At 75.1% G+C, this 27,000-nt stretch carries 25 protein-coding genes and 1 pseudogene; 13 read left to right on the top strand and 13 right to left on the bottom strand.

All coding sequences use genetic code 11. The features are described 5' to 3' along the window. Positions 1–51: 51 nt before the first annotated feature. Both F593_RS0106825 and F593_RS0106820 read left to right on the top strand, forming a co-directional pair. Complete coding sequence (locus F593_RS0106825) at positions 52–2,319, top strand: molybdopterin oxidoreductase family protein (RefSeq protein ID WP_022928010.1); 2,268 nt, start codon at positions 52–54, stop codon at positions 2,317–2,319. 225 nt (positions 2,320–2,544) lie between these two features. Next, positions 2,545–4,866, top strand: a complete 2,322-nt coding sequence (locus tag F593_RS0106820) for a hypothetical protein (RefSeq protein WP_022928009.1) — start codon at positions 2,545–2,547, stop codon at positions 4,864–4,866. 107 nt (positions 4,867–4,973) lie between these two features. Here the strand turns inward: F593_RS0106820 and ilvB are convergent, their stop codons facing one another. The 4 genes from ilvB to F593_RS0106795 all read right to left on the bottom strand — a co-directional run bounded on the left by ilvB (position 4,974) and on the right by F593_RS0106795 (position 7,970). Then, positions 4,974–6,812, bottom strand: a complete 1,839-nt coding sequence (gene ilvB, locus F593_RS23090; protein ID WP_022928008.1) for a biosynthetic-type acetolactate synthase large subunit — start codon at positions 6,810–6,812, stop codon at positions 4,974–4,976. After that, positions 6,812–7,006: a hypothetical protein gene (locus tag F593_RS0106810; RefSeq protein ID WP_157251630.1), complete on the bottom strand. Its 195-nt coding sequence runs from the start codon at positions 7,004–7,006 to the stop codon at positions 6,812–6,814. The genes ilvB and F593_RS0106810 overlap by 1 nt, the downstream gene beginning before the upstream one ends. A gap of 294 nt (positions 7,007–7,300) precedes the next feature. Next, a complete protein-coding gene (locus F593_RS29800) occupies positions 7,301–7,453 on the bottom strand; it encodes a hypothetical protein (protein ID WP_022928005.1) in 153 nt (50 codons plus the stop codon). 172 nt (positions 7,454–7,625) lie between these two features. Next, the gene (locus F593_RS0106795; protein WP_157251628.1) at positions 7,626–7,970 is read right to left on the bottom strand and encodes a hypothetical protein; all 345 of its coding nucleotides are present in this window, start codon (positions 7,968–7,970) and stop codon (positions 7,626–7,628) included. A 107-nt stretch (positions 7,971–8,077) separates the two neighbouring features. On the opposite strand from F593_RS0106795, the gene F593_RS0106790 reads away from it, so the two are divergent. Both F593_RS0106790 and F593_RS0106785 read left to right on the top strand, forming a co-directional pair. Beyond that, positions 8,078–8,671, top strand: coding sequence for a hypothetical protein (locus F593_RS0106790; RefSeq protein ID WP_022928003.1), 594 nt, complete (start codon positions 8,078–8,080; stop codon positions 8,669–8,671). Positions 8,672–8,775: 104 nt separating this feature from the next. Then, positions 8,776–9,381: a chemotaxis protein CheB gene (locus tag F593_RS0106785; RefSeq protein WP_022928002.1), complete on the top strand. Its 606-nt coding sequence runs from the start codon at positions 8,776–8,778 to the stop codon at positions 9,379–9,381. 35 nt (positions 9,382–9,416) lie between these two features. On the opposite strand, the gene F593_RS27905 is transcribed toward F593_RS0106785, so the two are convergent. The 5 genes from F593_RS27905 to F593_RS23070 form a co-directional block, all read right to left on the bottom strand. Then, positions 9,417–10,505: an NADP-dependent oxidoreductase gene (locus F593_RS27905; RefSeq protein WP_022928001.1), complete on the bottom strand. Its 1,089-nt coding sequence runs from the start codon at positions 10,503–10,505 to the stop codon at positions 9,417–9,419. A 105-nt stretch (positions 10,506–10,610) separates the two neighbouring features. Further along, positions 10,611–11,375 (bottom strand): SDR family NAD(P)-dependent oxidoreductase, encoded by a 765-nt coding sequence (locus F593_RS0106775; protein ID WP_022928000.1) that lies wholly within the window; start codon positions 11,373–11,375, stop codon positions 10,611–10,613. A gap of 10 nt (positions 11,376–11,385) precedes the next feature. Further along, on the bottom strand, positions 11,386–12,681 hold the full coding sequence (locus F593_RS23080; protein WP_022927999.1) for an acyl-CoA dehydrogenase family protein: 1,296 nt from the start codon (positions 12,679–12,681) through the stop codon (positions 11,386–11,388). Between the two features lie 52 nt (positions 12,682–12,733). Further along, a complete protein-coding gene (locus F593_RS23075; protein ID WP_022927998.1) occupies positions 12,734–13,324 on the bottom strand; it encodes a class IV adenylate cyclase in 591 nt (196 codons plus the stop codon). Positions 13,325–13,334: 10 nt separating this feature from the next. Further along, on the bottom strand, positions 13,335–13,847 hold the full coding sequence (locus F593_RS23070; RefSeq protein WP_157251626.1) for a MarR family transcriptional regulator: 513 nt from the start codon (positions 13,845–13,847) through the stop codon (positions 13,335–13,337). A gap of 82 nt (positions 13,848–13,929) precedes the next feature. Here F593_RS23070 and F593_RS0106755 point away from each other — a divergent pair, with 82 nt between their 5' ends. Continuing rightward, on the top strand, positions 13,930–14,574 hold the full coding sequence (locus F593_RS0106755; RefSeq protein WP_022927996.1) for an FMN-dependent NADH-azoreductase: 645 nt from the start codon (positions 13,930–13,932) through the stop codon (positions 14,572–14,574). A gap of 74 nt (positions 14,575–14,648) precedes the next feature. Further along, on the top strand, positions 14,649–15,218 hold the full coding sequence (locus F593_RS0106750; protein WP_022927995.1) for a TetR/AcrR family transcriptional regulator: 570 nt from the start codon (positions 14,649–14,651) through the stop codon (positions 15,216–15,218). On the opposite strand, the gene F593_RS23065 is transcribed toward F593_RS0106750, so the two are convergent. Then, entirely contained in the window at positions 15,215–16,270 is a 1,056-nt protein-coding gene (locus F593_RS23065; RefSeq protein ID WP_022927994.1) for an AraC family transcriptional regulator, read from the bottom strand. The two genes, F593_RS0106750 and F593_RS23065, sit on opposite strands and share 4 nt — an antisense overlap. A 98-nt stretch (positions 16,271–16,368) precedes the next feature. Here F593_RS23065 and F593_RS0106740 point away from each other — a divergent pair, with 98 nt between their 5' ends. The 5 genes from F593_RS0106740 to F593_RS23055 all read left to right on the top strand — a co-directional run bounded on the left by F593_RS0106740 (position 16,369) and on the right by F593_RS23055 (position 20,754). Further along, entirely contained in the window at positions 16,369–17,394 is a 1,026-nt protein-coding gene (locus tag F593_RS0106740; protein WP_022927993.1) for an aldo/keto reductase, read from the top strand. Between the two features lie 197 nt (positions 17,395–17,591). Continuing rightward, on the top strand, positions 17,592–17,867 hold the full coding sequence (locus tag F593_RS0106735) for a hypothetical protein (RefSeq protein WP_022927992.1): 276 nt from the start codon (positions 17,592–17,594) through the stop codon (positions 17,865–17,867). A 66-nt stretch (positions 17,868–17,933) separates the two neighbouring features. After that, positions 17,934–19,217, top strand: coding sequence for an MFS transporter (locus F593_RS23060; protein WP_022927991.1), 1,284 nt, complete (start codon positions 17,934–17,936; stop codon positions 19,215–19,217). Between the two features lie 168 nt (positions 19,218–19,385). Then, positions 19,386–20,162, top strand: a complete 777-nt coding sequence (cbiQ, locus tag F593_RS0106725) for a cobalt ECF transporter T component CbiQ (RefSeq protein ID WP_022927990.1) — start codon at positions 19,386–19,388, stop codon at positions 20,160–20,162. 7 nt (positions 20,163–20,169) lie between these two features. Further along, entirely contained in the window at positions 20,170–20,754 is a 585-nt protein-coding gene (locus tag F593_RS23055; RefSeq protein WP_022927989.1) for a GNAT family N-acetyltransferase, read from the top strand. Between the two features lie 75 nt (positions 20,755–20,829). Here F593_RS23055 and F593_RS0106715 read toward each other — a convergent pair whose 3' ends face one another. The 3 genes from F593_RS0106715 to F593_RS0106705 form a co-directional block, all read right to left on the bottom strand. Then, positions 20,830–21,210 (bottom strand): hypothetical protein, encoded by a 381-nt coding sequence (locus F593_RS0106715; protein ID WP_028721502.1) that lies wholly within the window; start codon positions 21,208–21,210, stop codon positions 20,830–20,832. A gap of 85 nt (positions 21,211–21,295) precedes the next feature. Then, on the bottom strand, positions 21,296–22,126 hold the full coding sequence (locus F593_RS0106710) for a metallophosphoesterase (RefSeq protein ID WP_022927987.1): 831 nt from the start codon (positions 22,124–22,126) through the stop codon (positions 21,296–21,298). 85 nt (positions 22,127–22,211) lie between these two features. Beyond that, on the bottom strand, positions 22,212–22,583 hold the full coding sequence (locus tag F593_RS0106705) for a MerR family transcriptional regulator (protein ID WP_022927986.1): 372 nt from the start codon (positions 22,581–22,583) through the stop codon (positions 22,212–22,214). A 40-nt stretch (positions 22,584–22,623) separates the two neighbouring features. On the opposite strand from F593_RS0106705, the gene F593_RS0106700 reads away from it, so the two are divergent. Together F593_RS0106700 and fdh are read left to right on the top strand one after the other, a co-directional pair. Continuing rightward, positions 22,624–23,511 carry an aminotransferase class IV family protein gene (locus F593_RS0106700; RefSeq protein ID WP_022927985.1) on the top strand — a complete coding sequence of 296 codons (888 nt, stop codon included), beginning with the start codon at positions 22,624–22,626 and terminating at the stop codon, positions 23,509–23,511. Positions 23,512–23,588: 77 nt separating this feature from the next. Continuing rightward, positions 23,589–26,849, top strand: a pseudogene (gene fdh, locus F593_RS23050) (formate dehydrogenase); the annotation flags it as partial. Positions 26,850–27,000 lie beyond the last annotated feature (151 nt).

Here is a 27,000-nt window from a genome sequence, read left to right as displayed (position 1 = left end):
TCGGGGACACGGCGGCGCGCCCAGCCGCCGGCCGACCACCGGAGGCCCCGCATGAGCACCACCACCGCGTACCGCACCTGCCCGCTCTGCGAGGCCACCTGCGGCCTCGAGCTCACCGTCGAGGACGGCCGCGTCACGAAGGTCCGGGGCGACAAGGACGACGTCTTCTCGCAGGGGTTCCTGTGCCCGAAGGGCGTCTCCATCGCCGAGCTGCACGAGGACCCGGATCGCCTGCGCACGCCGCTGGTCCGCCGCGACGGCGAGCTCGTCGAGGCGACGTGGGACGAGGCGTTCGCCGAGGTCGACCGGCTCCTGTCCCCCATCCTGGCCGAGCACGGCCGCGACGCGGCGGCCATCTATCTGGGCAACCCGAACTCGCACTCCCTGGCGGGCACGATCTACGCGCCGCTGCTGGCGAAGTCGCTCGGCACGAAGCACATCTTCAGCGCCTCGACGCTCGACCAGATGCCCAAGCACGTCAGCTCGGGGCAGCTCTTCGGGACGCCGCTGTCGATCCCGATCCCCGACCTGGACCGCACGGACCACCTGCTGATGCTGGGCGCGAACCCGCTCGCGTCAAACGGCAGCCTGATGACGGCACCGAACGCTCGAGGCCGCATCCGGGCGATCCGGGCGCGGGGCGGCAAGGTCGTGGTCGTCGACCCGCGCCGCTCCCGCACGGCGGAGGAGGCCGACGAGCACGTCGCCGTCCGTCCCGGCGGCGACGCGCTCCTGCTGCTGGCGATGGTCCACGTGCTCTTCGCCGAGGATCTCGTCGCACCCGGCCGGCTCGAGCAGTGGACGGCGGGCATCGACGAGGTGCGCCGTGCGGCCGAGCCGTTCTCGCCCGAGCGCGTGGCCGCGCACTGCGGCGTTCCGGCGGCGGACATCGCCCGCCTGGCGCGCGAGCTCGCGGCCGCCCCGACCGCCGCGGTCTACGGCCGCATCGGCACCTGCACCGTCCCCTTCGGCACCGTCACCTCGTGGCTCGTCGACGTGCTGAACGTCCTGACGGGCAACCTCGACCGCCCCGGCGGCGCCCTCTTCACGACGCCCGCGACCGGCGCGCCGCACACCCGCGGCGAGCCGGGCCGCGGCCGCGGCATGATCGTGGGCCGCTGGCAGAGCCGCGTGCGCGGCGCGAACGAGGCGATGGGCGAGTTGCCCACCTCGGTGATGACCGAGGAGATGGAGACCCCGGGCGAGGGCCAGATCCGCGCCCTCATCACCGTGGCCGGCAACCCGGCGCGCTCCGCCCCGGACTCCGACCGGCTCGAGGCGGCGTTCGCGAATCTGGACGCGCTGATCTGCGTCGACATCTATCGCAACGAGACCTCGCGCCACGCCCACGTCGTCCTGCCGCCGCCGTCCGTCCTGCAGAAGGGCCACTACGACCTCGTCTTCACCCAGCTCGCCGTCCACAACGTGGCGAACTGGTCGCCGGCGGTGCTGCCGAAGGACGAGGGCGCGCTCGACGAGTGGCAGATCCTCCTGCGGCTCGTCGGCATCGTGACGGGCCAGGGCTCCGACGCCGACGTCGCCGCCATCGACCAGTTCGTGGCCCACGAGGCGGCGCGCCGCGAGGCGAGGTCCCCCGCCTCGCGGCTCCACGGCCGCGACCCCGCCGAGGTGCTGGCGGAGCTGACCGACGCCGACGGCGAGCCGCGAACCGGGCCGGCGCGGATGGTCGACCTGCTGTTGCGCGCGGGGCCGTACGGGGCGGGCGAGGACGGCCTCACCCTGGCCGCGCTGGAGGCCGCACCGCACGGCGTCGATCTCGGCCCGCTCGAGTCCCGGCTCCCGGACGCCCTGCGTACCCCGAGCGGCCGCATCGAGCTCGCTCCCGAGCTGCTGCTCGCGGACCTGCCGCGCCTGGAGGCCACCCTCGACGAGCCCGTCGACGCTGAGGCGCTCGTCCTCGTGGGCCGCCGGCACCTGCGCTCGAACAACTCCTGGATGCACAACCTGCCGCTGCTGGCCAAGGGCCCGGCGCGCTGCACGCTGCAGCTGCACCCGGACGACGCCCAGCGCCTGGGCATCACCGACGGCGCCCTCGCGCGGGTGACGTCGAAGGCCGGCGAGGTCGAAGCCACGGCGGAGGTCACCGACACGATCCGTCCCGGTGTGGTCTCCCTCCCCCACGGCTGGGGCCACGACGCTGCGGGTGCGCAGCTGGGCGTGGCGGCGCAACGGCCGGGGACGAACTCGAACGTGCTGACGGACGACTCGCAGACCGACGCGATCTCCGGGACGGCCGTGCTCAACGGGATCCCGGTGACGGTGCGGGCGGCCGACCGGGTGGCGGTTGCGGCGGACTGAGGAGACCCGCGGTCTCGGCCGGCAGCGGGACCGCGGTCGCGGCCCGCCGAGGGGAACTGCGGTCGCCTCGCCGGGGATCCCACGCCCGCTCCGCGCCGTCGACGGACCGTCCCCGGCGGCGGTGCGGGCCGCGGACCGCGGTCCCCGATCGCGCGGCGGCCGCTCCGTTCGTCCGCGGGCGGGGTTCCATCGGGTGTCCCGTCCCGTCCTCCCGTCCAGGGCCCCATGCTCCCCTCCCGTCTTCCACCGTCCCTCCCGGTCTTCGCCGCAGCGATCGTCGCCGGCGCGACGTTGGGCGCATCCCCCGCTGCGGCGTCACCAGAGGCGGGCGCCGCCATCCCGACGCTGTGGAGCGGCTGGACGGCGCTCGGCCCCATCACCACCGCCGAGCAGGTGACCGTCGGGGCCGGTGGCGCGACGTTCGCGATCGAGGGGACCCGGTTCGCCACGTCCGTTCCGGCCGGTGGAGGGCTGGTCGGCTCCTTCCCCGGGCGTCTGCGCGACCCGTCGAACCCGGCGGTCGTCCCGGGGGGCCGCATCGCCGTCCTGACCTATCCCTCGGGTGCCCCGGCCGTCGCGACCTCGGCCGACCTCGGGGGCCAGTGGCGGACGGCGCCGCTGCCCGCGCGGGCCGCCGGGGCGCTCGGCCCGTTCTTCACCGACGACGCCCGCGGGATCGTCGTCGAACGCCAGACCCCGCCGTACCCGTCCGAGAGCGAGCTGCCGGCCGGCCCCCGGACCGGCCCCGGGGTCTGGGCCACGGAAGACGGCGGGCGGACGTGGACCACGGTCGTTCGCCCGGAGGCCCTGCCGGCGACGGCCGCCGACGCCCGCGCGGCGGGCCCGCGGGCGGCACCGGAACCCCCCGACCCGCTCCCGCGGGTGAGCGTCACCGCGGTGGTCCCCGCGCCCGGCGGCGCGTTCGTCCGTGCGCTCGCGATCCGCCGTGCCGCGCCCGGTGACGAGGGGACGGGCGTGGCCGTCGAGCGCTCGGTCGACGGCGGCCGGACGTGGTCCCGCCTGGCGACCCGCCCGAGCCCCGGGGACTGGGACCTCCGCACGGTGACCTCCCTGGGCGTCCTCGCGTCCGGCGAGATCGTCGCGCCGCTCTCCGGGCCGTTCGGGACCGACCCGGCGGCCGAGGGGACGCTCGTGGTCCTGGCTCCCGAGGGTCGCATCGTTCGCGAGGTCCGGGTTCCGGGCCGATCCCCGGTCGTCTCGTGCGGCACGACCGGCGGTTGCATGGTCGGGGCCGAGGACCCGTCGGGTGCCCGCGTCTGGCGCGACTTCGACGGCGCGTCGCTCGGCCCGCGCCGGCCGCCCTCCCCGGAGGTCTCGGCGAGCGACACCTCGCAGACCTTCGACGACCACCGGACCGTCGTGCGCATCGCCGCCGGAGCATGGTCCACGTCGCGCGACGGGATGACGTGGACCACGGTCCCGACCCCGCCGTCCACCGACGGTCCCCTGGCGGTCGCCACCGCGCCCGGAGGACTGGTCGCCCTCTTGGGGGACGACACGGTCTGGCGCCTGCACGGGCGACGCTGGACGAGGCTCGCCACCGTGTCGCGGCTGGCCGACACCGTCGCGTGGGCCGGCCGGGACGTCCTCGTCGCCGGCGAGCAGGGCATCGACCGCATCCGGGGCCGCACCGTCGTGCGCGAGGTCCGTGGGCACGGGGCCGGCGTGGCGGGCGTCTCCGGCCGCACCCGGGGGCTCGACGTGGCGTTCAACCATCTGGACGTCCGCGGGAGCCGCGTGCTCGCATGGCAGTCGTCCTCCGACAGCCCGCGCCATCAGATGGTGCGCTCCGATGACGCGGGCCGCAGCTGGCGCCGGGTGCGCTCCGTCGCGGCGGTCGACGACCTGCAGTCCGTCTCGGCCCGGACGATCGTCGCGTCGCACGGCTCCACCGTCCTCGTCTCGCGCGACGGTGGCCGCCGCTTCCGCCGCGTCGGGACCGCCGACGGCCTCGCCCTCGAGCGTCCCCTCGACCCCACGCCGCACGGGGCGTTCGTGGCCTTCCGCACCGCGCGGACGGGGCTCCTGGGCACCGGCGACGACCTCTTCCTCACGCGCGACGGCGGACGGACCTTCGAGGCCGTCCCGCGACCCGCTGCAGAGACCACCTTCGCCCGGCTGACCCGCGGTGGCGTTCTCACGGACGGACCGCTCGGCATGCTCGTCCGCGGAGCCACCCCGAAGACCGCGCAGCGCCAGACGGCGCTCGACCTGCGCATCGTCCGCGTCCGTCGCGCCCGGAACGGAGCGGTCCGCGTGGCGTTCCGGGGCCGGGCCCAGGGGGTTCCGGCGGGCGAGGAGCTCTCCATCGTCGCGGCGCGGGGCCCCAGTGCGGTGCCCCAGGAGATCCTCGACGGTGCGTCGGGCAGGACCCGCGTCTCGCGGTCCGGGGCGTTCCGGGACACCGTCGAGCTCCACGCGGGCCGGTGGATCCGCGTGTACTACCGCGGGGCGTTCCAGAAGACGCCGTTCCGCACCACGAGCCTGAGCGGCTGGGTGCGGGTGCCCACGCGTCCGCAAGGGTGAACGGCGACGGCGGACGCCGACCCTGGGCCGATGCAGCGCGGAGCGAAGCGCCCGCGCCCCACGCCCCGCGCCTCAGGCGCCCTGCGGCATCGCCCCGGCCGCGTGGATCAGGCGCCCGCCGGCATCGCCCCGCCCGCCCGGAACGCCGGCACGCACCCCTGCTCGACCGGGATCCCGACCCGCAGCAGCGCCGGCCCGTCCGCGGCGAGCAGCTCCTCGAGGGCCCCGTCGACGTCGGCCGGATCGTCGATCGACCGCGCCCACACGCCGAAGCCGCGGCCCAGGGCCTCCCAGTCCAGGCCCGGCAGCAGCGACGCCGCGCGGTAGCCGGCGTAGTGGGTGTCCTGCTGCTCGCGCACCATGCCCAGGGAGGCGTTGTCGAAGAGCAGCACCTTGACGGGGACGCCCAGCTCGGCGGCCGTCGCGAGCTCCTGCAGGTTCATCAACATGGAGCCGTCTCCACTCACGCAGACGACGGGACGGGCCCCGGCCGGATCGGGGCCGTCTGCGGCCGCGGCGTCCTCCGCCGCCGCGACGGCCGCCCCGATCGCCGCCGGCAGCCCGAAGCCCATCGTGCCCAGGCCGCCCGAGGTCAGCCAGCGGCGCGGGGCCGCGAAGCGCAGGCGGGTCGCCGCCCACATCTGGTGCTGGCCGACGTCGGTGGTCACCGTCGCCTCGCCGCCGGTCAGGGCGTCGAGGCGCTCGAGGGTCGCCTCGGCCGAGATCGTTCCGGGGCCGTCCGTCCCGCCGCGGCCTCCCCGCCCCCGGCCGTCGAGGGGCCACGTGTGCGCGGGCACCACCGCGGCGTGCCGCGCGCGCCAGCCGTCGATCTGCGCCCACCACGCCGTCAGGCGGTCCGCCTCGGGCCGCAGCTCGCGCAGCCGTGCGGCGATCGCCGTGAGCGCCAGCCCCGCGTCGCCGACGACGGGCACGTGGGCCTCGACGTTCTTGCCCAGCTCGGCGGCGTCGACGTCGACGTGGACGACCCGAGCGTCGCGGGCGAACGCCCCCAGGTCGCCCGTCACCCGGTCGTCGAACCGCGCGCCGACGGCGACGATCAGGTCGGCCGCCTGGAGCGCCGCGTTGGCCGCGGGAGCGCCGTACATGCCGGGCATGCCGAGCCAGCGCGGGTCGGTGCCCGGCACCGTGCCGAGCGCCATGAGCGTCGTCGTGACGGGCAGGTCGAAGTCGCGGACGAGGGCCGTCAGCTCGGCGTGCGCGTCGGCGTGGACGACCCCGCCGCCGGCGAGGACGACGGGCCGGCGGGCGACCGCGATCGCCTCGGCCGCGCGGCGGATCTGGGCGCCGTTCGGCGTCTCGCGCACCCGGTAGCCGGGCAGCGACAGCGGCCCGCCCGCCGCGCGGGCCGGCGCCTTCGCCAGGTCGGACGGCACGTCGACGAGCACCGGGCCGGGCCGCCCGGTGCGGGCGACGTGGAACGCCTCGTGGATCGCCGGCGCGATCTCGTCCGCGGACTCCACGCCGATCGCGTGCTTCACGATCGGCGCCGTCATGGACAGCACGTCGCACTCCTGGAACGCGTCGGTGCCCCGCAGCGTCGTCGGCACCTGGGCCGTGATGAACACCGTGGGGACGGAGTCGGCGTGCGCGTCGGCGATCGCCGTGACGAGGTTCGTGGCGCCCGGGCCGCTCGTGACGAGCGCGACGCCGACCCGGCCGGTGGCCTTCGCGTAGCCCTCGGCCGCGTGGCCGGCCGCGGCCTCGTGGCGCACGAGGACGTGGTCGATCGGCGAGGCGATGAGCGCGTCGTGGATCGGCAGCGAAGCGCCGCCGGGCAGGCCGAAGACCGTGGTGACGCCCTCGGAGAGCAGCGCCTCGACGAGCCGGTCGGCACCGCGCGGGGAGCGGGCAGCCGGGGCTCCGCCGGCGGACGGGACGACGGTGGATGCTGCGGCCGCGGGTGCGGCGGACGAGGACGAGGACATCAGGCGCCCTCCTGCGGGCGGGTGGCGAGGGGGACGGACGACGCCGCGGACGCGGCCATCGACGCCGCGGCGGCAGAGAGCGCGAGCAGGCGGGGGTCGAAGACCGTGATCGACCCGAGGCCCGTCGACGGGACCTGGCTGCGGTGGCTGTTGGTGGTGGCGGGCTGGGTGGGTGTCACGGGATACGGGCGCACGGGTGCGCTCCCTTCGAGGGGCGGGATGAGCGGCGGGTCGGAAGGACCGGGAACGCGGAAGCCGGCGCTGAGCCGGTACGCGGTTCGCGGTGCTAGCGGACGTCAGCCGTGAGGCTGACTACGACGCCGGCCGTGAGGCCGACTACGAGCACGCCGCGGAGGACGCCAACGGCGTCCTCGGGAATAAGCGGCGTGGTGTGACGGTGAGTCACGGGGAGCATCATGCCCGAAGACGTCGGTCCTCGTCAACGAGGAACCGACGCGGCGGCCCGGGGCGGGCCTGCTCGGCTGGGGCTACGCGGCGAGCTGCGGGTGGTCGGCGCCTGCGGCCGGGCGGGCGCCGAGGAGGCGCGCGTCATAGACGACCATGGCGCCGAGCCCGGTCGACGGGACCTGGCTGGTCGGACGGTTGGGCGTGGCGGTGGCGGCGACGATGAACGGGCGCACGGGGCGCTCCCTTCGGCAGGTGGGCGGCGGCTTGTGCTCGAGTGATCGGCCGCACACGACGACGGTGCAGGGCGGCTCGGACGTCCGTCCAGCGACGCGCGGTTCCCGATCGCCGGGTGCAGGGCAGGCGATCCGGAACGTCAGGCCGCGGGTGCGGGCCGCCCCGTGCGTGCTACCAGCCGCCGGGCGCCGGGCGGCCGCCCCGCAGCTCGCGTGCCAGCGCCTCGGCGTCCTGCGTCGTCACGGTCACCTCGCGCAGGCGACCGGGGGCGTCGAAGCGGATCCGCAGCGCCGGGCCGTCGCGGTCCAGCGCCCAGAAACGGGTGCCGTCCAGGCTCGTGCAGCGGTACCTCCAGCCCGGCGCGCGCAGGCCGACGGCGAGCTCCCAGAGGGGCGACGGCGGGTCGCTCAGCGCCTCGGCGGCGGTGATCGCGTCACGCGGGATCCGGATGTCGCCGCGCAGCGCCGCGACGCGCTCCGCCGCCGTCGGGCGCAGGGTCACGTCGCTCTCGGTCACGTCGATCCGCACGCCGTCTCCCGTCTCTGCGCGCCGCCCGGGGGTGGCCGGCGCCTGGTCCGTCGAGCGTAGCTGGGCCCGCACCGCACGCCCCGTACGCTGGGCGCATGGGCTTCTTCCCGACCGAGCCGCCCGAGCCCCGTGACGAGGAGCTCGACGAGGACTGGCTGGCCTACGCGCAGTTCACCGGACACACGATCCCGGGAGCGGTCCCGGAGCCGATCGTCGTCGCGTCGACCCCGTTCGTGACGATCGTCGCGACGCTGACCGTCAGCGAGCAGGCCCTCGGCATCACGTGGCACACGATCTCGCGCCGCGTCCTGACGGGCCTGAGCCGCGACCAGATGTCGCTGCGCGAGGCGACGCGCACCGCGGCGTTGCCGGACGAGTTCCTGCGCCTCGGCGTGGCCTACGACGACGGCCGCACCGCCACGAACCTGCCGTGGGAGACGGAGGATGCCGAGCCCGACCCGGACGACCCGGCGCAGCTCGCGTGGCGCCTGCGCGGCGGCAGCGGCTCGCCGACGGTGACGACCAACAGCGTCGTCGTCGAGCCGGGCCCGGACGCCGGCCCCGTCACGCTCGTGTGCGAGTGGCCGGCGCTCGGCGTGCCGGAGTCCCGCGCCGTCGTCCCGTTCGACGTCATCGACCGCGCGCGGCTGCTGGCGATCACGATCGAACCGCTCGACGAGGACGCGTAGGCGCCCGACGAGGACGCATGGGCGCGGGACCCCATCGGGCGGCCGCCGCCGCGGGCCCCGCCTCCGCGGCCGGCCGGAGCACCGGGGAGGGCTACGCTGCCCGCATGGACGGCCCCACTCCTCCGTCCCGGTTCCCCGTCGTCGGGCTGGCGGGCTCCGTCGGCGGGCTGCGCGCCATCACCGCGGTGCTCGAGGCGCTGCCGGAGGACCTTCCCGCGGCTGTCGTCGTGCTCATCCACCAGGAGCCCGAGCGCGAGTCGCAGCTGACCGAGATCCTGGCGCGGCGCTCGCGGATGCCGGTGACGACGGCGCAGGACGGCGCGCCGCTGCGGCCGGGGCACGTCCTCGTGATCCCGCCCGGCCGTCACCTGCTGGTGACCCCGGAGCGCCGCACGGCGCTGGTCGTCTCGGGCGTGTTCCCGCCGAACCGCCCCTCGGCCGACCTGCTGTTCGCGACGCTCGCGACGGCCGTCGGGCCGGACGCGATCGCCGTCGTGCTGACCGGCCACGGCCACGACGGGGCGACGGGCGCCACCGCCGTGCACGTCCTGGGCGGCACGGTGGTCGCCACGGACGAGGCGACGTCCGAGGTCTTCGCGATGCCGGAGGCGACCATCGACCGCGACCACGCCGTCGACCACGTCGTGGCCGACACGGACCTGCCGGCGCTGCTCGAGCGACTCGTGGAGGAACACCCCGCGGCGAGCTGAGGCCGCAGTGGCAGCCCCGCCCGCGCTGATCCCCCCTACGGGACGAGGACGATCTTGCCCTTGCGCCCGCGCTCCTCGACCGCGCGGTGCGCGTCGGCGGCCTGCTCGAGCGGCATGGTCTTCGCCACCCGCGTGACGAGTCCGCCGGCGGCGACGCCCTCGACGAGGCGCTTGAGGAGCTCCTGGTCGTGCTCGATCAGCATCGGCCGCTGGGTGATCCTGCGGCCCGGCTCGTCCTTCACGGGGCGCGTCGTCACGATGACCCCGCCGTCGTCGACCGCCGGGAAGACGTCGGCGCCGAGCGGCACGGCGTCCAGCACGTACTTGAACCGGCCGATGTCCGACAGGTCCGCGTCGCGGGGGAGCACGCGGGCGACCCCGAGCGACGCGACGAACTCCTCGTCGTCCGTGCCCGCGATCGCCGTGACCTTCAGGTCCTCCGCCACCGCGATCTGCGCGGCGAAGGCTCCGACGGCGCCCGAGGCGCCGGTGATCAGGATCTCCGCGCCCTGCGGCGCACCCAGGTGGCCGAGCGCCTGCTGGGCGGTCAGGGCGTTGAGCGGGATCGTGGCGGCGTCGACGGCGGAGAGCGTCTCCGGCCGGGCGACGATCCAGGCCGCCTCGGCCAGCACGAGCTCGGCGTAGGCGCCGTAGCGACCGCCCGCGACGTACCACGGGATCATCCCGACGACCTGGTCCCCCGGGCCCCAGGCCCCGACGCCCGGGTCGGCCTCGGCCGCGAGCGGCGCGGGGTCGCCAGTGGGGTCGATCAGGGCGTCGGCGGACGCGGCGTCGACGAGGCTGTCCGGCTGCGTCGGGTCGGCGGCGAGCTCGTCGGGGTCCAGCGGCGACGTCGCCCCTCCCCCGCTCGCCGGCGGACCGTCGGACACGCCCGGGCCGACGGCCACGACCTCGCCGGCGAAGTCCCAGCCCAGCGTGTAGGGCGGACCCTCGATGTCGAAGCCGGGCGGGAACATGCCGTGCCGGGCCCCGATGTCGGTGGGGTTGATGTTCGCGGCGGCGAGCCGGACGACCACCTGCCCGGGGCCGGGCTCGGGATCGGGCCGGTCCTGGACCTCGAGGACCTCGGGTCCGCCGGCCTGCGTGACGACGACTGCTCTCATCGGTGCTTCCTCCGCATGGGTTCGGAGGACGGCTACCCGTGAGGTGCGGCGGCTACGCGGGAGGTCCGGCGAACGCGGTCGATGTCACGGACCCGGCCGCGCGGCCTACCGCGCCGCCATCCGCACCGCGCCGTCCAACCGGACGACCTCGCCGTTGAGCATCGCGTTCGTGACGATGTGCTCCACGAGGTCGGCGTACTCGGCCGGGTGGCCCAGGCGCGGCGGGAACGGGACGGTGGCCGCCAGGTCGGTGCGGACCTGGTCGGGCAGCCCCGCCATCATCGGGGTGTCGAAGAGCCCCGGGGCGATCGTCATCACGCGGATCGCGTGGGCGGCGAGCTCGCGGGCGACGGGGAGCGTCAGGCCGACGACCCCGCCCTTCGACGCGGCGTAGGCGACCTGGCCGATCTGCCCGTCGTACGCGGCGGCCGAGGCCGTCTGCACGCACACGCCGCGCTCGCCCGTCTCCGCGTCGGGGTCGTTGGCGGTCATCGCACCCGCCGCCAGCCGCAGCGCGTTGATCGTGCCCAGCAGGTTGACCTCGATGACCTTGGCGAAGCGGTCGAGGCCGGTCGGACCGCCCCGGCCGACGAGCTTCGCGGGCGTCGCGAGGCCGGCGCAGACGACGGAGATCCGCAGCCCGCGCTCGGCCGTCGCCGCCGCGTCGACGGCCGCCTGCACGCCGGCCTCGTCGAGGACGTCGCACGTGACCGCGACGCCGCCGATCTCGGCCGCCAGCGCCTCGGCCCGCTCTGCCGCGAGGTCGGCCAAGACGACGTGGGCGCCCTCCGCCGCCAGCCGGCGGGCCGTGGCCTCGCCGAGTCCCGACGCGCCGCCGAAGACGACGGCCCCTGCTCCCTGGATCCGCATCCCGGCGACCCTACGCGGCGTGCGCGCGGTCGGCGTGGGCGGCGGCCGCGGGTGTGCCACCGGCACCGGCGTCCGTCGGAGTGTCCGGGCAGGTCGGCCCGATGGCCGGCACCGCCGGCGTCTCCGCCCCGCGGCTGGCCGTCACGGCGCACCCGGCGCCGCGGCCCTGACCCGCGAGATGCCGGCTGATGACCATGCGCTGGATCTGGTTCGTGCCCTCGAAGATCTGCATGATCTTCGCCTCACGCATGTACCGCTCGACGGGGAAGTCCGTCGTGTAGCCGTAACCGCCGAGCACCTGGACGGCGTCCGTCGTGACCTTCATGGCCCCGTCCGTGGCGACGAGCTTGGCGATCGACGCCTGACGACCGAACGGCAGCCCGCGGTCGCGGCGGCGGGCGGCGTCGAGCAGCATCGCGCGGGAGGACTCGACCGTCGCGGCCATGTCGGCGAGCAGGAACCCGAGGCCCTGGTGCTCGATGATCGCCTTGCCGAACGTCTCGCGCTCCGTCGCGTAGTCGACGGCGTGGTCGAGCGCCGCCTGCCCCAGGCCGACGGCCGCGGCGGCGATGCCGAGGCGGCCGGAGTCCAGGGCGGAGAGCGCGATCTGCAGGCCCTGCCCCTCGTCGCCGATGCGGCGTGCCTCCTCCACGAAGACGTCGTCGAGGTCGATCGTGGCGGTCGTCGAGCCCGTGAGGCCCATCTTCGACTCCGGCTTCGCGGCCGTGAGGCCGGGCGCGTCGGCGGGGACGAGGAAGCACGTGATGCCGCGGGAGCGGTGGTCCGACGTGCGGGCGAAGACCGTGTAGAAGTCCGCCTCGCCGCCGTGGGTGACCCAGGCCTTGGCGCCCGAGAGCACGTAGCCGCCGTCCGCCGGTCGCGCCGTGGTGCGCATCGCCGCGGGGTCCGACCCGGCCTGCGCCTCGGACAGGCAGTAGCCGCCGAGCTTCGTGCCGCCCAACATCTCCGGCAGCCAGCGGGCCTGCTGCTCCGCTGTGCCGAACGTGGCCAGCGGATAGCAGGACATCACGTGCACGGACACGCCGACCGCGACGCTCGCCCACGCGCTCGCGAGCTCCTCGAGGACCTGCAGGTAGACCTCGTAGTCCAGCCCGCCGCCACCCAGCGACTCCGGGTACGGCATCCCGAGCAGCCCCAGCTCGCCGAGCTGCGCGAACGTCTCGCGCGGGAAGGCGTGCTCCGCCTCGGCCTTCGCCGCCCGCGGCGCCAGGTCGGCCGCGAGGTCGTGGGCCAGGGCGACGATCTCCTCGGCCTCGGCCGACGGCAGCAGGCGGTCCGCGCTCATACGAGCGACAGTACCAGCGGACGTACGCTGGTACTAGTCGTGGTCGGTGGTGCTAGCCGCCGGGCGACCCGAGCGTGCGGTCCGGGCCGCCCCGAGCGTGAAGGAGAGCGGCGTATCCCTCGGCCAGGATGTCCCCGTCCGCCACCCCGAGTGCCCGTCGGAGCCAGGCGACCTTCGCCACGCAGGTCGGCCCGTCGCCGGCTGGCCCAACGACCGCCTCGAGCTCGAGGAAGGTCCCGAGGCCCTCGACGTCGTCGAGGTGGATCCGCACGCCCCGCCACAGGAGCAGGCGCCGGACCTTCCGGACCTCGGAGACGATCCCCAGGCGCGCGCCCAACGCCGCCCGCACGGCTCCCGGGTCGCCGACGCGCAGGCGCTCGTAGGCGCTCGCCCGGGCCGCGGCCTCGTCCGCCCGCTCGTAGTGGATGAGCTCGGCGCCGGCGGCCGACTCCCCGACCCACCCGGGCCACGGCTCCCGCCGTTCGGCCCGCAACTTGAGCCGCCCGCGGCGGACGGCGAAGTACGTGTCGTGCTGGTGAAGCACCGCGGTCGGTTCGGCCCCGGCCGCCAGCGCCAACGCCTCCACGGCGCGCGGGCCGGCGCAGCGTGCCTTGAGCTCGACGTTGCGGCCCGAGGACACCACGACCAGACCCTCAGCAGGCCGGGTCGGCCCCGCCGTCCGCCCCGGGGTGGGGCGTCCCACAGCCGTCGGCCGCGCCCGGCGGCCCGTCGCCGCCCCCCATCGCCTGCCGCAGGAGCCCGTAGAGCGTCTCGCGCTGCTCGGCGTCGAGGGCGCCGAGGACCTCGTTCTCCGCGCCGGCGAGGGCGAACTCCGCCTGCGCCAGGCGCTCCCGCCCCGTGTCCGTCAGGCGCACGATGTGGCGGCGCCGGTCCTCCTCGGACCGCCGGCGCTCGATGAGCCCGTCCGCCTCGAGCTCGTTGAGCAGCCCGACGAGGTTCGTGCGGTCGATCCGCAACAGGCCGGCGAGCCCCTGCTGGGTGCTCTCCCCCGCGTCGCGCAGCACGGTCAGTGCGACCAGGTGCCGGGGACGCATGCCGAGAGGACTCAACGCCGACTCGCCCCGCACCCGCATGCGCCGGGCGAGCTGATCGAGGAGCGCGGCCGAGAGGTGCGGCAGCTGGTTGATGACGGGCAGGGACGCGATGGAGCCAGTCTACTCCGGCCGCCTGATCCGCGCTGTGCTACAAATCATTTGCGCACCACAAACCATTGCCGAAGGATCACCCATGTCGCACCTCCTCCACATCGACTCGAGCATCCAGGGTGACGCGTCCGTCTCCCGCGCGCTCACCGCCCGCGCCGCCGACGCGTGGCGCGCCGCCCACCCCGACGGCACCGTCACCTACCGCGACCTCGGCGCCGACCCGGTGCCGCACCTCGACACCGCGGCCGGGCTCGCGCGGACGGTCCCGCCGGAGCAGCACACGCCCGAGCAGGCGGCGTCCTGGGCCCTCACGGTCGCGCTGATCGACGAGGTCAAGGCCGCCGACACCATCGTCCTCGGGCTCCCGCTCTACAACTTCGCGGCGCCGAGCTCGGTGAAGGCCTGGGTCGACCACCTCTTCGCCTACGGGCTCGCCATCAACCCCGAGACGCAGGAGGGCCTGCTCGGCGGCCGGGACTTCATCGTCGTCGCGTCGCGCGGCGGCGGCTACGGCCCGGGCACGCCCCGCGAGGGCTGGGACCACGCCGAGCTGTGGCTGCCCCACGGCGTCAGCATGCTCGGGCTGGAGCCCCGGTTCGTGACGACGGAGCTGACCCTCGCGGCGGCTCGCGAGCAGCTGGCCCACCTCAAGCCGCTCGCGGACGAGAGCCGCGCTGCGGCCGAGGCGGAGATCGACGCGCTCTGGACGACCGCGGCGACGGTGTGAGTCCCCGCGCCGGCCGGGGCGACGCGTGACGCGCCTCCCCCGTGCCGGCAGGACGGTCGCGTAGGGTTGCGCCCGTGCCCCTCGTCCTCAGCGACCGACACGAGCAGCTGGCGGATCAGCTCGTGGCGCTGTTCCTCGCCGAGGGCTTCCGCCGCTTCACGCTCGGCGACCTGACCCAGCGCCTGCACTGCTCGAAGACCACGCTCTACGCGCTCGGCGAGAGCAAGGAGCAGCTCGTCGGCAACGCCGTCGTCCGGTTCTTCAAGGCGGCCACGCGCGAGGTCGAGGCGCGGACGGCCGAGCAGGAGGGGGCCGCGGCGAAGATCGAGGCCTACCTCTCCGCCGTCGCCGACGCCCTGCGGCCCGCGTCCGAGGCCTTCATCGCCGACATCGCGGCCCACCCGACCGCCCGCCGCGCCTACGCCCGCAACACGAAGATCGCCGCCGGCCGCGTCCGGGAGTTGATCCAGGAGGGCGTCGCGTCGGGCGAGTTCCGTCAGGTCCACGCGGAGTTCGTCGCCGATACCGTCGCGGCGACGATGCAGCGCATCCAGTCCGGCGACGCTCAGCGGGCGACCGGCCTGCGCGACGCCGAGGCGTACGAGGAGCTCGCGCGCCTCGTGCTCCGCGGCATCCGCTCCTAGGCGGCGACGGGCTCGGCCGCGCCGACGACCCCGCCCGCCCCGATCCGCTCCGCCGGCTCTCGCTCCGCCACGGCCGTCCGCCACGCGCGCGGCGACGCCCCCATCACGCGCTTGAAGGCGTTGGAGAACGCGCTGTCGGACGTGTAGCCCCAGCGGTCGGCGACCGCAGAGACCGTGACGTCCGGGTCCTGCAGGTCGCGGCCCGCCGCGTGCATGCGGACCTGCAGCAGGTGGTCGAGGGGCGACGTGCCGACCAGGGCGGTGAAGCGCGCCGCGAACGCCGAGCGCGAAAGCAGCGCCGCCTCGGCCAGCTCCGCCACCGTCCACCGGCGCGCGAGGTCGGCGTGCATCGTGCGCAGCGCCGCGCCGACCCGCTCGTCGCGCAGCCCGCGCAGCCACCCCGTCACCGCGCCGTCGCCCTCGGCCGCCGCCCGCAGCGCCTGCACCAGCACGATCTGGGCCAGGCGCTCCGTCGCGAGCGCCGCGCCCATTCGCGGAGCCTCCGTCTCGTGGCCGAACAGCGCGAGGGCGTGGTGCAGCGCGTCGTTGCCGTCCGCCGAGGCCCGCACGACGAGCAGCCGCGGAAGGACGTCGAGCAGCAGCCGCGCGGTCTCCTCGTCGAACGTGAACCGCCCCGCGGTGACGACGACCTCGGGAGGACCGGCGGGCAGGTGCGGCGCGTCCGCGCCCGGTCCGTCGCCGGCCCCCGCCCCGCCGACCTTCCGCGTCCCGACGGCGCCCGCCCGCGTGCCCACGCGCGCGATGCCGTCGGGCGAGGCCCGGAAGGCCGGCACGCCGTCGACCGGCTCCAGGGCGGGGTCGCTGGCGATGACGTAGGACTCCTCGCCCGTCAGCACGTAGCAGTCGCCCGCGCGCAGGAGGTCGGGCCCGGCGCCCGCGGCGACGATCCACGCCTCGCCGCGGTGCACCGCGCCGAACTTCACGTGCCGGAAGGCGGGGAACGAGACCGCCCAGTCGCCGCCCGCCTCGAACCGCGAGGGCAGCACGCTGCGCACCGCGAGGATCTGGAGGACGTCGGAGAGCGGATCCACCCACCAAGAGTATCGCGCAGGTATTGCGGACTCCAGGCCATGGATCGTCCGACCTGGCGGTCGTACGGTGGATGCACACCCCAAGCAGGAGCACCACCTTGCAGTACGCACAGCTCGGCCGCACCGGCCTCTACGTCTCCCGTCTCACCCTCGGCGCCATGACCTTCGGCGGTGGCGACGTCGCGCCCTGGAACGCCGTGGGCAACCTCAGCGCGGCGGAGAGCGCGGCGCTCGTGCACCAGGCCCTCGACGCGGGCATCAACGTCGTCGACACCGCCAACGTCTACGGCGGCGGTGAGTCCGAGGAGCTCGTCGGCCGCGCGCTCGCATCGCGCCGCGACGAGGTCGTCCTGGCCACGAAGCTGCACCCCCGCGTCGGCCCCGGCCCGAACGACGTCGGCCAGTCCCGCCGGCACGTCACGCGGGCCATCGAGGACAGCCTGCGGCGCCTGGGCACGGACCACGTCGACCTGCTGCAGCTGCACAACTTCGACGCGCTGACGCCGATGGAGGAGACGCTCCGCGCCCTGGACGACGCCGTGCGCGCCGGCAAGGTGCTCTACATCGGCGTCTCGAACTGGGCCGCGTGGCAGCTGCAGAAGGGCCTCGGGCTCTCGACGCTCCACGGGCTCGAGCGGTTCGCGACCCTGCAGGCGTACTACTCCCTGGCCGGCCGCGACCTCGAGCGCGAGATCCTGCCGCTGGTGCGCGACGCCGGCGTCGGCCTGCTCACCTGGAGCCCGCTCGCGGGCGGGTTCCTGTCGGGCAAGTTCGGCCGCGAGGGCACGACGGACACCGGCTCCCGCCGCACCACGACGGACTTCCCGCCGGTCGACCGCGAGGCGGCCTACGACATCATCGACGTGCTGCGCGTCGTCGCCGAGCAGCAGGAGCGCAGCGTCGCGCAGGTCGCCCTGGCCTGGGTCCTCGCGCAGCGCGGCGTCACGAGCGTCATCACCGGCGTGCGGCGCCCCGACCAGCTCACGGACAACCTCGGCGCGCTGGACGTCGTCCTGACCCCGGACCAGCTGCGTGCCCTGGACCAGATCAGCGCGCCGCCGCCCGCCTACCCGGGTTGGATCCAGAGCACGGAGGGTCGCCGGCCCGCGGGCGCGATCGACTGACGAGGGGGGCGACGGCCGGGACGGGTCCGGCCCGGACGCGCCGTCCCGTGCCGCACTCCGCGGGCCTGTGCAGATAAAGCCCGCAAATTGCGCCGGAAGCGTTCCGGAGGCCCCCGAATCCGCCGCGAGCAGTGCGAACATGTGTTCGCATGAGACCCGCCGGCAACCGCGTGCCCGACCCCGGTCAGGATCGCCTGATGATGGCCCTCCGCGCCCGCAACCCCGACCGCGCGCTCGAGGCCGCGCGGCTGATGGGCGAGGTCCCCCTGAGCGCCGCGGCGCAGATCACCGCGCTGCTCGCGGAGCAGGACGACCCGCGCTACGACCGGGCCGCCTCGCGCCTGGCGGGGCGGATCATGCTCGAGCGTGGGCTGGGCCTGGAGGACGCCGACACGGTGCTGACGAACGTCGCCCAGCTCCCCGACCCCGACGCGCTCTCGCAGCTGCTCGGGTACTGCCGCCGCGGGGACTGACCGCGGCGCGCGGGCGGGAGACGCGGCGCACACCGGCCCCACCGCGCCGGTTGTACCGTTCAAGCAGTGGCCGGGCCGACGCCTCACGACCCCGAGGAGCCCGGTCCGGCGGCGGGCGACGGCCCGGCCGACACCCGCCTGCGCCGCGGCGACGCGGGCTACCGGCGGCTCTCCGTCGCGATGTTCGCCGCGGGCCTGGCGACGTTCGCGCTGCTCTACACGACGCAGCCGCTGCTGCCGCTGCTCTCCCGCGAGCTTCAGGTCAGCGCCGCCACCTCGAGCCTCACGCTCTCGGCCACGACGCTCGGCCTGGCGCTCGCGCTGCTCCCCGCGGGCTGGCTGTCGGACGCGTGGGGTCGCACCCGGGTCATGAAGCTCTCGCTCCTGGGCTCGGCCGTCCTGATCCTGTTGGCAGCCGCGGCGCCGTCGTTCCCCGTGCTGCTCGCGGTCCGGGCGCTGCAGGGCGTCGCGCTCGCCGGCCTGCCCGCCGTGGCGATGGCGTACCTCGTCGAGGAGGTCCACCCGGAGTCGCTGGGCAGCTCGATCGGCCTGTACATCGGCGGCAACGCGATCGGCGGCATGGCCGGGCGACTCGTCGGTGGGGCGTTCGCCGACCTCGGCGGCTGGCGGCTCTCCCTGCTGGCCGTGGGCGTGAGCAGCCTCGCGTGCACCGCCGTCTTCCTGCGCCTGGCCCCCACCTCGCGGCACTTCGTGCCCCGGCCGTTCCACGTGCGCCCCGCCCTCGCGCGCCTCCGGGACCACCTGCGCGACCCGGGCCAGCTGCGGCTCGACGCGATGGCGGCGCTGCTCATGGGCACGTTCGTCGCGGTCTTCAACGGCCTGAGCTTCCGGCTCGAGGAGGCTCCGTACGGCTTGGGCCAGACGGCGATCGCGGCGGTCTTCCTCGTCTACCCCCTCGGGTCGCTCAGCTCCGCGGTCGCCGGTCGACTCGCCGACCGCATCGGCCGCCGGGCCGTCCTGCCCTTCGGCGTCCTGATCGCGGGCGCCGGCCTGGCGCTGACGCTCCTGCACCCGCTGCCGCTGGTGATCCTCGGCATCGCGGTGCTGACGATCGGCTTCTTCGCCGCCCACTCCGTCGCCTCGAGCTGGGTCGGCCGCCGCGCCGTCCACGCCCCGGCGCAGGCCTCCGCGCTCTACCTCCTGGCCTACTACGCGGGCTCGTCGATCGCCGGTCCCCTCGGCGGGGCGGCGTGGGAGGCCGGCGGCTGGACCGAGGTCGTCACCGTCGGCGCGGTCCTCCTCGGCCTGGCCCTGGTGGTCTCGCTGCGCCTGCGCGGCACCCCACCGCTGCGCCGCGCCGCCGAGTACGAGCCGCCCGTCCCGGTCTGAGGGTCGCCCGCGGCCGAACCGCACACGCGTCAGGGCGGTATGTCTCAGGAGACATATCCCATGCATCTGAGGACATGACGCCGCAACGGGTGTGCGCTTCGGCCGTGGTCGGCCGGCCGGGAGGGCGCCCGGTACCGTCCCCTCCATGCCCGACGCCCGGAGAGCCTCGTGAGCGGCGCCGCCCACGGGGGCAACGAGGAGCTCCTGGGCCTCGACACCCCGCTGCACCGCCTACCGCCGCAGACGAAGGTCGCCGCGCTCGGCATCTTCGCCGTCGCCGTCGCGCTCACCCCCACGCACGCCGTGTGGGCGTCCGCGCTGCACCTCATGCTGATCCTGGCCGCAGCGACCGTCGCGCAGATCCCGCCGGTCGACCTGGCCAAGCGGCTGATCATCGAGGTGCCGTTCGTGCTCTTCGTGGTCGTGCTGCCCTTCGTCGCGACCGGGGAGCGCGTGCACCCACTGGGGATCCCCCTCGCCGTCGACGGGCTGTGGCTCGCGTGGGGGATCGTCGCCAAGGCCTCCCTCGTGCTGCTCGCGACGGCGGTGCTCGCCGCCTGCACGCCACCCGCGGCGATCCTCGCCGGCGCCGAGCGCCTGCACGCGCCGCGGATCCTGACGGCGATCGCGGGCTTCACCATCCGCTACGTCGAGGTCGTCCTCGCCGAGCTCGGGCGCATGCAGACCGCCCGGGTGGCGCGGGGCGACGACCCACGGTTCCTGTGGCAGGCCAAGGCCGTCATCCGCTCCTCCGGCACGCTGCTCGTCCGCTGCTTCGAGCGCGGCGAGCGGGTGCAGCTGGCGATGGTCTCGCGTGGGTGGGACGGCGGGATCCCGGCGGGGCTCCTGACCGCACCGGCCAAGCCGGTCGAGTGGGCCGGCGCCCTCAGCGTCCCGGTGTTTGCGGTGCTGACCGTCGTCGCGGCGCGCCTGATCGGGGCATGATGCGTCCATGAGCACCCTCGCGCGCTGGATCCGGGAGAAGGCCGGCCTGGCCTCCCCGGCGGAGCTGCCCGTGCCACCCGTCGGCTTCTCGGACGGCACGATCGCGCTGCGCCCGTGGCGCCCCTCCGACGGCCTCGACCTCGCCGCGCTGTGCGACGACGACGAGATCCGGCGTTGGACCGGCGTGCCCGTCGTCTACCCCGCCCAGGAGGCCGCGGGCCGCGCCGCGTTCGCCGAGGCCGAGCGGCGCGCCGGCCGCGGCGTCTACCTGGCGATCACCGACGCGCACGACGCCGTCCTGCTCGGCGCGATCGACCTGCGCATCCCGGGCGACGACCGCCGCGTCGGCGAGCTCGGGTACCTGCTCGGCGCCGCCCACCGGGGCAAGGGCACGATGGTCCGCGCCATCCGCCTGCTCGCCGGCTGGGGCTTCGGCACCGTCGGCCTGGAGCGGATCGAGGTCCGGGTGCACCCCGACAACGCGCCCTCCCTGGCCGTGGCGGAGCGCGCCGGGTTCGTGCCGGTCGACGGGCCCGAGCGCACCGGCTCGGCCGACGACCGGCTCGTGCTCGCGTTGCGCCGCGACGCCTGAGCGGCGCGCCGGGCACAGGGCACAGGGCGCGACGCCGCCCCGACCTCCGGGAGGCCCGGCTGAGGCGGGCCGGCCCTAGGCCGAGAGCCCGGCCACCGCTGCGCCGACGGTCCCCGCGCTCATCGTGGTGAACGACGCCACCGTGACGACCCGGTAGGTCAGGCCGTCCGAGAACGACTCGCGGAACGCGAGGGGGACGAACAGCAGGGGATTGACGGTCGCCCCGGCGATGAGCAGCGCGCGGTTCCACCCGGCGAGGTCCGGCAGCGCCAACCCGACGGCGATGAGGATCACGCCCATCACGATGAAGTCGATGTGCGTCTGCAGCACCCGCCGCGGGGAGCGCACGCCGGCCGCCGCGAGCATCCCCGGGAACGCGGTGCGCAGCATGACGACCCAGCCCAGGAGGGCGCCGAGCGCGAGCAGGCACAGGCCGACCTGGATCAGGACGTTCATGCCGCGCATCATGGCGGGGTGAGACGCCGTCGGGGCGGCGGCCTACCGTCGGTAGGAGCCGCCGGGCGGCCGACGCCCGAGTCCCCTACCCCCGGTCCGCCGCCTCGTGCTCGTCGAGCCAGGCCGTGCGCTCCGCGATCGGGTCGTCGTACGCCGCCGTCGGCGCGGAGGCCAGCGGGACGAGGGTGGCCACCACGTCGTCGCGGAACAGGTCGATCCGTGTCATCCCGCCGATGTCCGCCCACGCGCGCAGGCGACCCTCGCCCGGCAGCGGATCCAGCGTGACGTGGAGCGCCGGGCCCGACCACACGGGGATCCCCGTGAGGGTTCCGGCCGCGACGGCGTGCGCGTGCCCGCAAACGACGAACCGCACGTCGCGGCCGCGAAGCACGTCGCCCAGGCGGCTCGGGTCGCGCAGGCCGATGCGGGACAGGAGCGGGTGGGCCGTCGGGATCGGCGGGTGGTGCATGGCCAGGACGGTGCCGTGCTTCGCCTTCCTCGCGAGCACGTCGGTCAGCCACTCGAGCTGACCGGCGCCGAGCTCACCGTGTGCACGTCCGGGGACAGTGGTGTCGAGGGCGACGATCCGCACGCCGTCCACGTCGACGGCGCGGTGCAGCGGCGCTCCGTCGAGCATCGCCTCGCGGAACACCTCCGCCTCGTCGTGGTTGCCGGGGATGGCGATCACCGGCGCGCCGAGCTCCGCGCCGAGCGGGTCGACGGCCGCCCGCACGCGGGCGTAGGACTCGGAGCTGCCGTCGTCGCTCAGGTCGCCGGTCAAGAGGATCGCGGCGGGCCGGATCCCGGACGCCCGGACCGTCTCCAGCGCGAGGGCCAGCCGCTCGTCGGCCGCACCCTCCTCCGCGGTCACGTGCGGGTCGGAGAGCTGGAGCAGCGTGCGGTCGGGCGTGCGCATGCGGACGACGGTACGGTCCGGCCCGGCGGACGCCGCGGGCCCCGACGGCGGGGCGGCGCCACCGTCGCGCGGGGAGCGGCCGCCGTCAGCCCACCGCTGCCGCGGGGGCCGCCGCGATGATGGTCTCGAGCGTTCCGCGGGCGGACTCCAGGTCCGCGATCGCGCCCGAGATCCGGTCGCGCTCCTGGGTCAGTCGCCCGGCCAGCTCGGCGCATGCGGGAGCCGGGTGGCCGTCGTCATCGCGCATGCAGGGCAGCAGTTCGGCGATCACGGCGGTGCCGAGGCCGGCCGCCAGCAACGTGCGGACGTGACGCACCGTGCGCAGGTCGTCCTCCGCGTACCAACGCTGTCCGCCCTCGCCGCGGGCGGGCCGCACGAGCCCCCGCTCCTCGTAGTACCGCAGCGTCCGCAGGCTCAGACCGAGCGAACGCGCCGCCTCACCGATTCGCACATCCACCCCTTGAAGCTGACGTCGACGTCAGGTCTAGCGTAGTCGGATGACCACGACCAGCCCCGCAACCCGCACGACTCCCGGCCCCGGCGACCACGACGGCCTGACCACCACGACGCGCCCGGAGGCGGCGCCGGAGTTCGCCGTCCACCGCAACGGCCGCCCGGCCGGCGTCGGCGACCTGGCGCCGCTCGCGTTCGCGGGCTACGCCCATTTCACCGCGATGCAGGTGCGGGACGGACGTGTCCGTGGCCTGGACCTCCACCTCGACCGGCTGCGCACGGCGTCGCAGGAGCTGTTCGGTCGGGCCCTGCCGGACGACCGCGTACGCGATCTGCTGCGCGCGGGGGTGAACGCCGGGCCCGCCGACGTCTCCCTGACGGCGACCGTCTTCTCGTCGGCCGGAGAGTTCACCGCGGAGGGTGGCGACCGGCCGCCGGAGGTCCTGATCCGAACGACCCCGCCGTCGGACGGGCCGGCCGGGCCCCTCGCGCTGGCGGCCGTCGACCACGAGCGCGACCTCCCGGCCGTGAAGCACGTGGGCGAGGTGGCGAAGACCTACCACCTGCGCGGCGCCGCTGCGACCGGCTTCGACGACGCGCTCTTCGTGGACCGCCGCGGCCGACTCGCCGAGGGCACGATCTGGAACCTCGCGTTCTGGGACGGCGGCACGGTGATCTGGCCCGAGGCAGCGAAGCTCGACGGGACGACGATGGGGGTCGTCCGCCGGCAGCTCGACCACCTCGGGATCCCGCAGGCCACGCGGCCCGTCACCGCCGCCGACCTCCCCGCGCTGGCGGGCGCGGTCGTCATGAACTCCTGGACGCCGGGCGTCGCGGTGCGTCGGGTCGGGGGCACGGCGATCCCGGTGTCCGAGCCGTTCGTCGCCCTCCTCCACCGGGCCTTCGCCGCGGAGGAGGGCGAGGCGCCCTGACCGGGCCGACCCCGGGAACGCGCCAACTTCGCAACGGAGGTGATTCCCGCCCGCCGACGGGGTACGGTGCGCGTCAGATGGGCAAGACGCGTCGCCGGCGGCTCCCGCCGCTCCTCCGTCAGCTGACGGACGACCCGACCGGTCGCGGCGTGGCCGCACAGTCGGGGCGCTCCGCCGCGATCCGGCCGCGCAACGCGAAGGACACGGCCGACAAGGTCGTCGACTCCGTGTGCCCGTACTGCGCCGTCGGCTGCGGGCAGAAGCTCTACGTGAAGGACGAGAAGGTCGTCCACGTCGAGGGCGACCCGGACTCCCCCGTCTCCCGCGGGCGGCTGTGCCCCCGCGGGTCCTCGACGCCGTCGCTGATCAACTCGCCCACCCGGGTGACGACGGTGCGCTACCGGCCGCCGAACGCCACCGAGTGGCAGGACCTCGACCTCGACACCGCGGTCGACATGATCGCCGACCGGGTCATCGACACCCGCCGGCGCACGTGGCAGGACCGTCGGCACTCCGACAACGCGATGCTGCGCCGCACGCTCGGCTTCGCGCACCTCGGGGGCGCCACGCTGGACAACGAGGAGAACTACCTCCTCAAGAAGCTCTTCTCGGCCGCCGGCGCGGTGGCGATCGAGAACCAGGCCCGCATATGACACTCCTCCACGGTCCCCGGTCTGGGGACCTCGTTCGGACGTGGCGGGGCCACGCAATACCTGCAGGACATCGCCAACGCTGACTGCATCGTCATCGAGGGCTCGAACATGGCCGAGTGCCATCCCGTCGGGTTCCAGTGGGTGATGGAGGCGAAGGAGCGCGGGGCGAAGGTCTTCCACGTCGACCCGCGGTTCACGCGCACGAGCGCGGTGGCCGACGAGCACCTGGGCATCCGCGTGGGCACGGACATCGTGTTCCTCGGCGCCCTGATCAACCACGTGCTGCAGAACGGGCTCGAGTTCCGCGAGTACGTCGAGAACTACACGAACGCCGCCACGCTGGTCCGCGAGGACTTCGTCGACGCCGACGACCTCGGTGGCGTCTTCTCGGGCTGGGACCCGGAGTCGGGCACCTACGACCAGCAGTCGTGGGGCTACGACGGCATGGACGTGCGCGCCCCCGCCGGCTCGCCGTTCAAGAAGGACGCCGTCGACGACCCGCAGGAGGGCGACGACGCGCAGACGTCGTCCGGCGAGCAGTCCCACGGCGCCCACGGTGCCGACGTCGGCGACCCCGACGAGCTCAAGACGGACCCGACGCTGCAGCACCCGCGCTGCGTCTTCCAGGTCCTCAAGCGGCACTTCGCGCGCTACACGCCGGACATGGTCGAGCGGGTCTGCGGCATCGGTCCCGACCAGTTCGCCCGCATCGCGGATGCGATCACGGAGAACTCGGGCCGCGAGAAGACGACCTGCTTCATCTACTCCGTCGGCTGGACGCACCACACGACGGGCACGCAGTACATCCGTGCCGCGTCGATCCTCCAGCTGCTCCTGGGCAACATGGGCCGTCCCGGCGGCGGCATCATGGCGCTGCGCGGGCACGCGTCCATCCAGGGCTCGACGGACATCCCGACGCTCTACAACCTGCTGCCCGGCTACCTGCCGATGCCGAGCGCCGCGCCGCCCGGCGAGGACGACCTCGCCGCCTATATCGAGAGCAACGAGCCCGAGGGCGGGTTCTGGGGCAACGCCCGGGACTACACCGTCTCGCTCATGAAGGCGTGGTGGGGGGAGCACGCCACGGCCGCGAACGACTACGGCTTCGGCTATCTGCCCCGGATCACCGGCGACCACTCGATCTACCCCACGATCATGGGGATGCACGAGGGCGAGGTCGAGGGGTTCTTCGTCATGGGCGAGAACCCGACGGTCGGCTCCGCGAACTCCAAGCTGCACCGCATGGGGATGGCGAACCTCAAGTGGCTCGTCGTCCGCGACCTGCAGATGATCGAGTCGGCGACGTTCTGGAAGGACGGCCCGGAGATCGAGACGGGCGAGCTGCGCACGGAGGAGATCGGGACCGAGGTCTTCTTCCTCCCCGCCGCCACGCACGCCGAGAAGTCGGGCACGTTCACCAACACGCACCGGCTGCTGCAGTGGCGCCACCAGGCCGTGGAGCCGCCCGACGACTGCCGCTCCGAGCTGCACTTCACCTACCACCTGGGCAAGCGCATCCGCGAGAAGCTCGCGGCGTCGACGGACGAGCGCGACCGGCCGCTGCTCGAGCTGACGTGGGACTACCCCACGCACGGCCCGACGGAGGACCCCAGCGGCGAGGCCGTGCTGAAGGAGATCTCGGGCTACACCGTCGCCGACGGCAAGGCCGTGGGCGGCTACCGCGAGCTCAAGGACGACGGCACGACGGCGTCGGGCTGCTGGATCTACTCCGGCTCCTACGCCGACGAGGTCAACCAGACCGCGCGCCGCACGCCGAACACGACGGGCGACATCGCCTCCCCCGCCCCGGAGTGGGGCTGGGCGTGGCCGCTGAACCGCCGCGTGCTCTACAACCGCGCCTCGGCCGACCCCGCGGGCAAGCCGTGGAGCGAGCGCAAGAAGCTCATTTGGTGGGACGAGGAGCAGGAGCGGTGGACCGGGCTCGACATCCCGGACTTCGCGGGCGACATGCGCCCGGACTACGTGCCGGAGAAGGGCGCGAAGGCCGAGTGGGCGCTGCGCGGCGACGACCCGTTCGTCATGCAGGCCGACGGCAAGGGGTGGCTCTACGCGCCCTCGGGTCTGCTCGACGGGCCGATGCCCAACCACTACGAGCCGCACGAGTCCACGGCGCAGAACCTCGTCCACCCGGGCGTCCAGGCCAGCCCGACCCGGCAGATCGAGGAGCGGGAGGACAACCGCTCCAACCCCGAGCCGACCGAGGACGGGCACGCGGTCTACCCGTTCCAGGTGATGACGTTCCGCATCGCGGAGCACCACACCGCCGGCGGCATGTCGCGGTTCCTGCCGCACATGGCGGAGCTCGCACCGGACCCCTACGCCGAGGTCTCGCCGGAGCTCGCGGAGCTGCGCGGCCTGCAGCACGGGGAGTGGGCGACGCTCGTCTCGGCGCGCACGGCGATCGAGGCGCGGGTCATGGTCACCGACCGCATCCGCCCGCACGTCATCGGCGGGCGCCAGGTGCACACGATCGGCCTGCCGTATCACTGGGGCCCGAACGGCCTGGCCGTCGGCGACTCGGCCAACGACCTGCTGCCGATCGTGATGGACCGCAACACCCACATCTCGGAGTTCAAGGCGTCGACCTGCGACATCGTCCCGGGGCGCCGGCCGCGCGGGGCGGACCTCGAGCCGTTCGTGCAGGCCTACCGCGACCGCGCGGGCAGCCCCGGCCGGCCGATCACCCCGGTCGAGCCGGGCCGCACCCCCGAGCACCACGGCGCCGACCAGCGTCCGATCCCACCGGAAGAGCTCGACCGGCCGCTGGCCGGCACCGACCCGCACGGGCCGCCGAAGGACTACGGCACCACCGAGC

It is taken from the genome of Patulibacter americanus DSM 16676 (assembly GCF_000420025.1).
Lineage (GTDB): Bacteria > Actinomycetota > Thermoleophilia > Solirubrobacterales > Solirubrobacteraceae > Patulibacter > Patulibacter americanus.
Note: the sequence above shows the minus strand (reverse complement) of the source record. Positions and strands in the feature narration are given on the sequence as shown.

Coding starts and splice junctions, on each gene's coding strand:
- F593_RS0106700 (WP_022927985.1), top strand. CDS start 22,624: ATGACCACGACCAGCCCCGCAACCCGCACGACTCCCGGCCCCGGCGAC.
- F593_RS0106775 (WP_022928000.1), bottom strand. CDS start 11,375: ATGCGGATCCAGGGAGCAGGGGCCGTCGTCTTCGGCGGCGCGTCGGGA.
- F593_RS0106820 (WP_022928009.1), top strand. CDS start 2,545: ATGCTCCCCTCCCGTCTTCCACCGTCCCTCCCGGTCTTCGCCGCAGCG.
- F593_RS0106755 (WP_022927996.1), top strand. CDS start 13,930: ATGTCGCACCTCCTCCACATCGACTCGAGCATCCAGGGTGACGCGTCC.
- F593_RS0106735 (WP_022927992.1), top strand. CDS start 17,592: ATGATGGCCCTCCGCGCCCGCAACCCCGACCGCGCGCTCGAGGCCGCG.
- F593_RS23080 (WP_022927999.1), bottom strand. CDS start 12,681: ATGAGCGCGGACCGCCTGCTGCCGTCGGCCGAGGCCGAGGAGATCGTC.
- F593_RS23055 (WP_022927989.1), top strand. CDS start 20,170: ATGAGCACCCTCGCGCGCTGGATCCGGGAGAAGGCCGGCCTGGCCTCC.
- F593_RS0106715 (WP_028721502.1), bottom strand. CDS start 21,210: ATGAACGTCCTGATCCAGGTCGGCCTGTGCCTGCTCGCGCTCGGCGCC.
- F593_RS0106825 (WP_022928010.1), top strand. CDS start 52: ATGAGCACCACCACCGCGTACCGCACCTGCCCGCTCTGCGAGGCCACC.
- F593_RS0106710 (WP_022927987.1), bottom strand. CDS start 22,126: ATGCGCACGCCCGACCGCACGCTGCTCCAGCTCTCCGACCCGCACGTG.
- ilvB (WP_022928008.1), bottom strand. CDS start 6,812: ATGTCCTCGTCCTCGTCCGCCGCACCCGCGGCCGCAGCATCCACCGTC.
- F593_RS0106790 (WP_022928003.1), top strand. CDS start 8,078: ATGGGCTTCTTCCCGACCGAGCCGCCCGAGCCCCGTGACGAGGAGCTC.
- F593_RS0106785 (WP_022928002.1), top strand. CDS start 8,776: ATGGACGGCCCCACTCCTCCGTCCCGGTTCCCCGTCGTCGGGCTGGCG.
- F593_RS27905 (WP_022928001.1), bottom strand. CDS start 10,505: ATGAGAGCAGTCGTCGTCACGCAGGCCGGCGGACCCGAGGTCCTCGAG.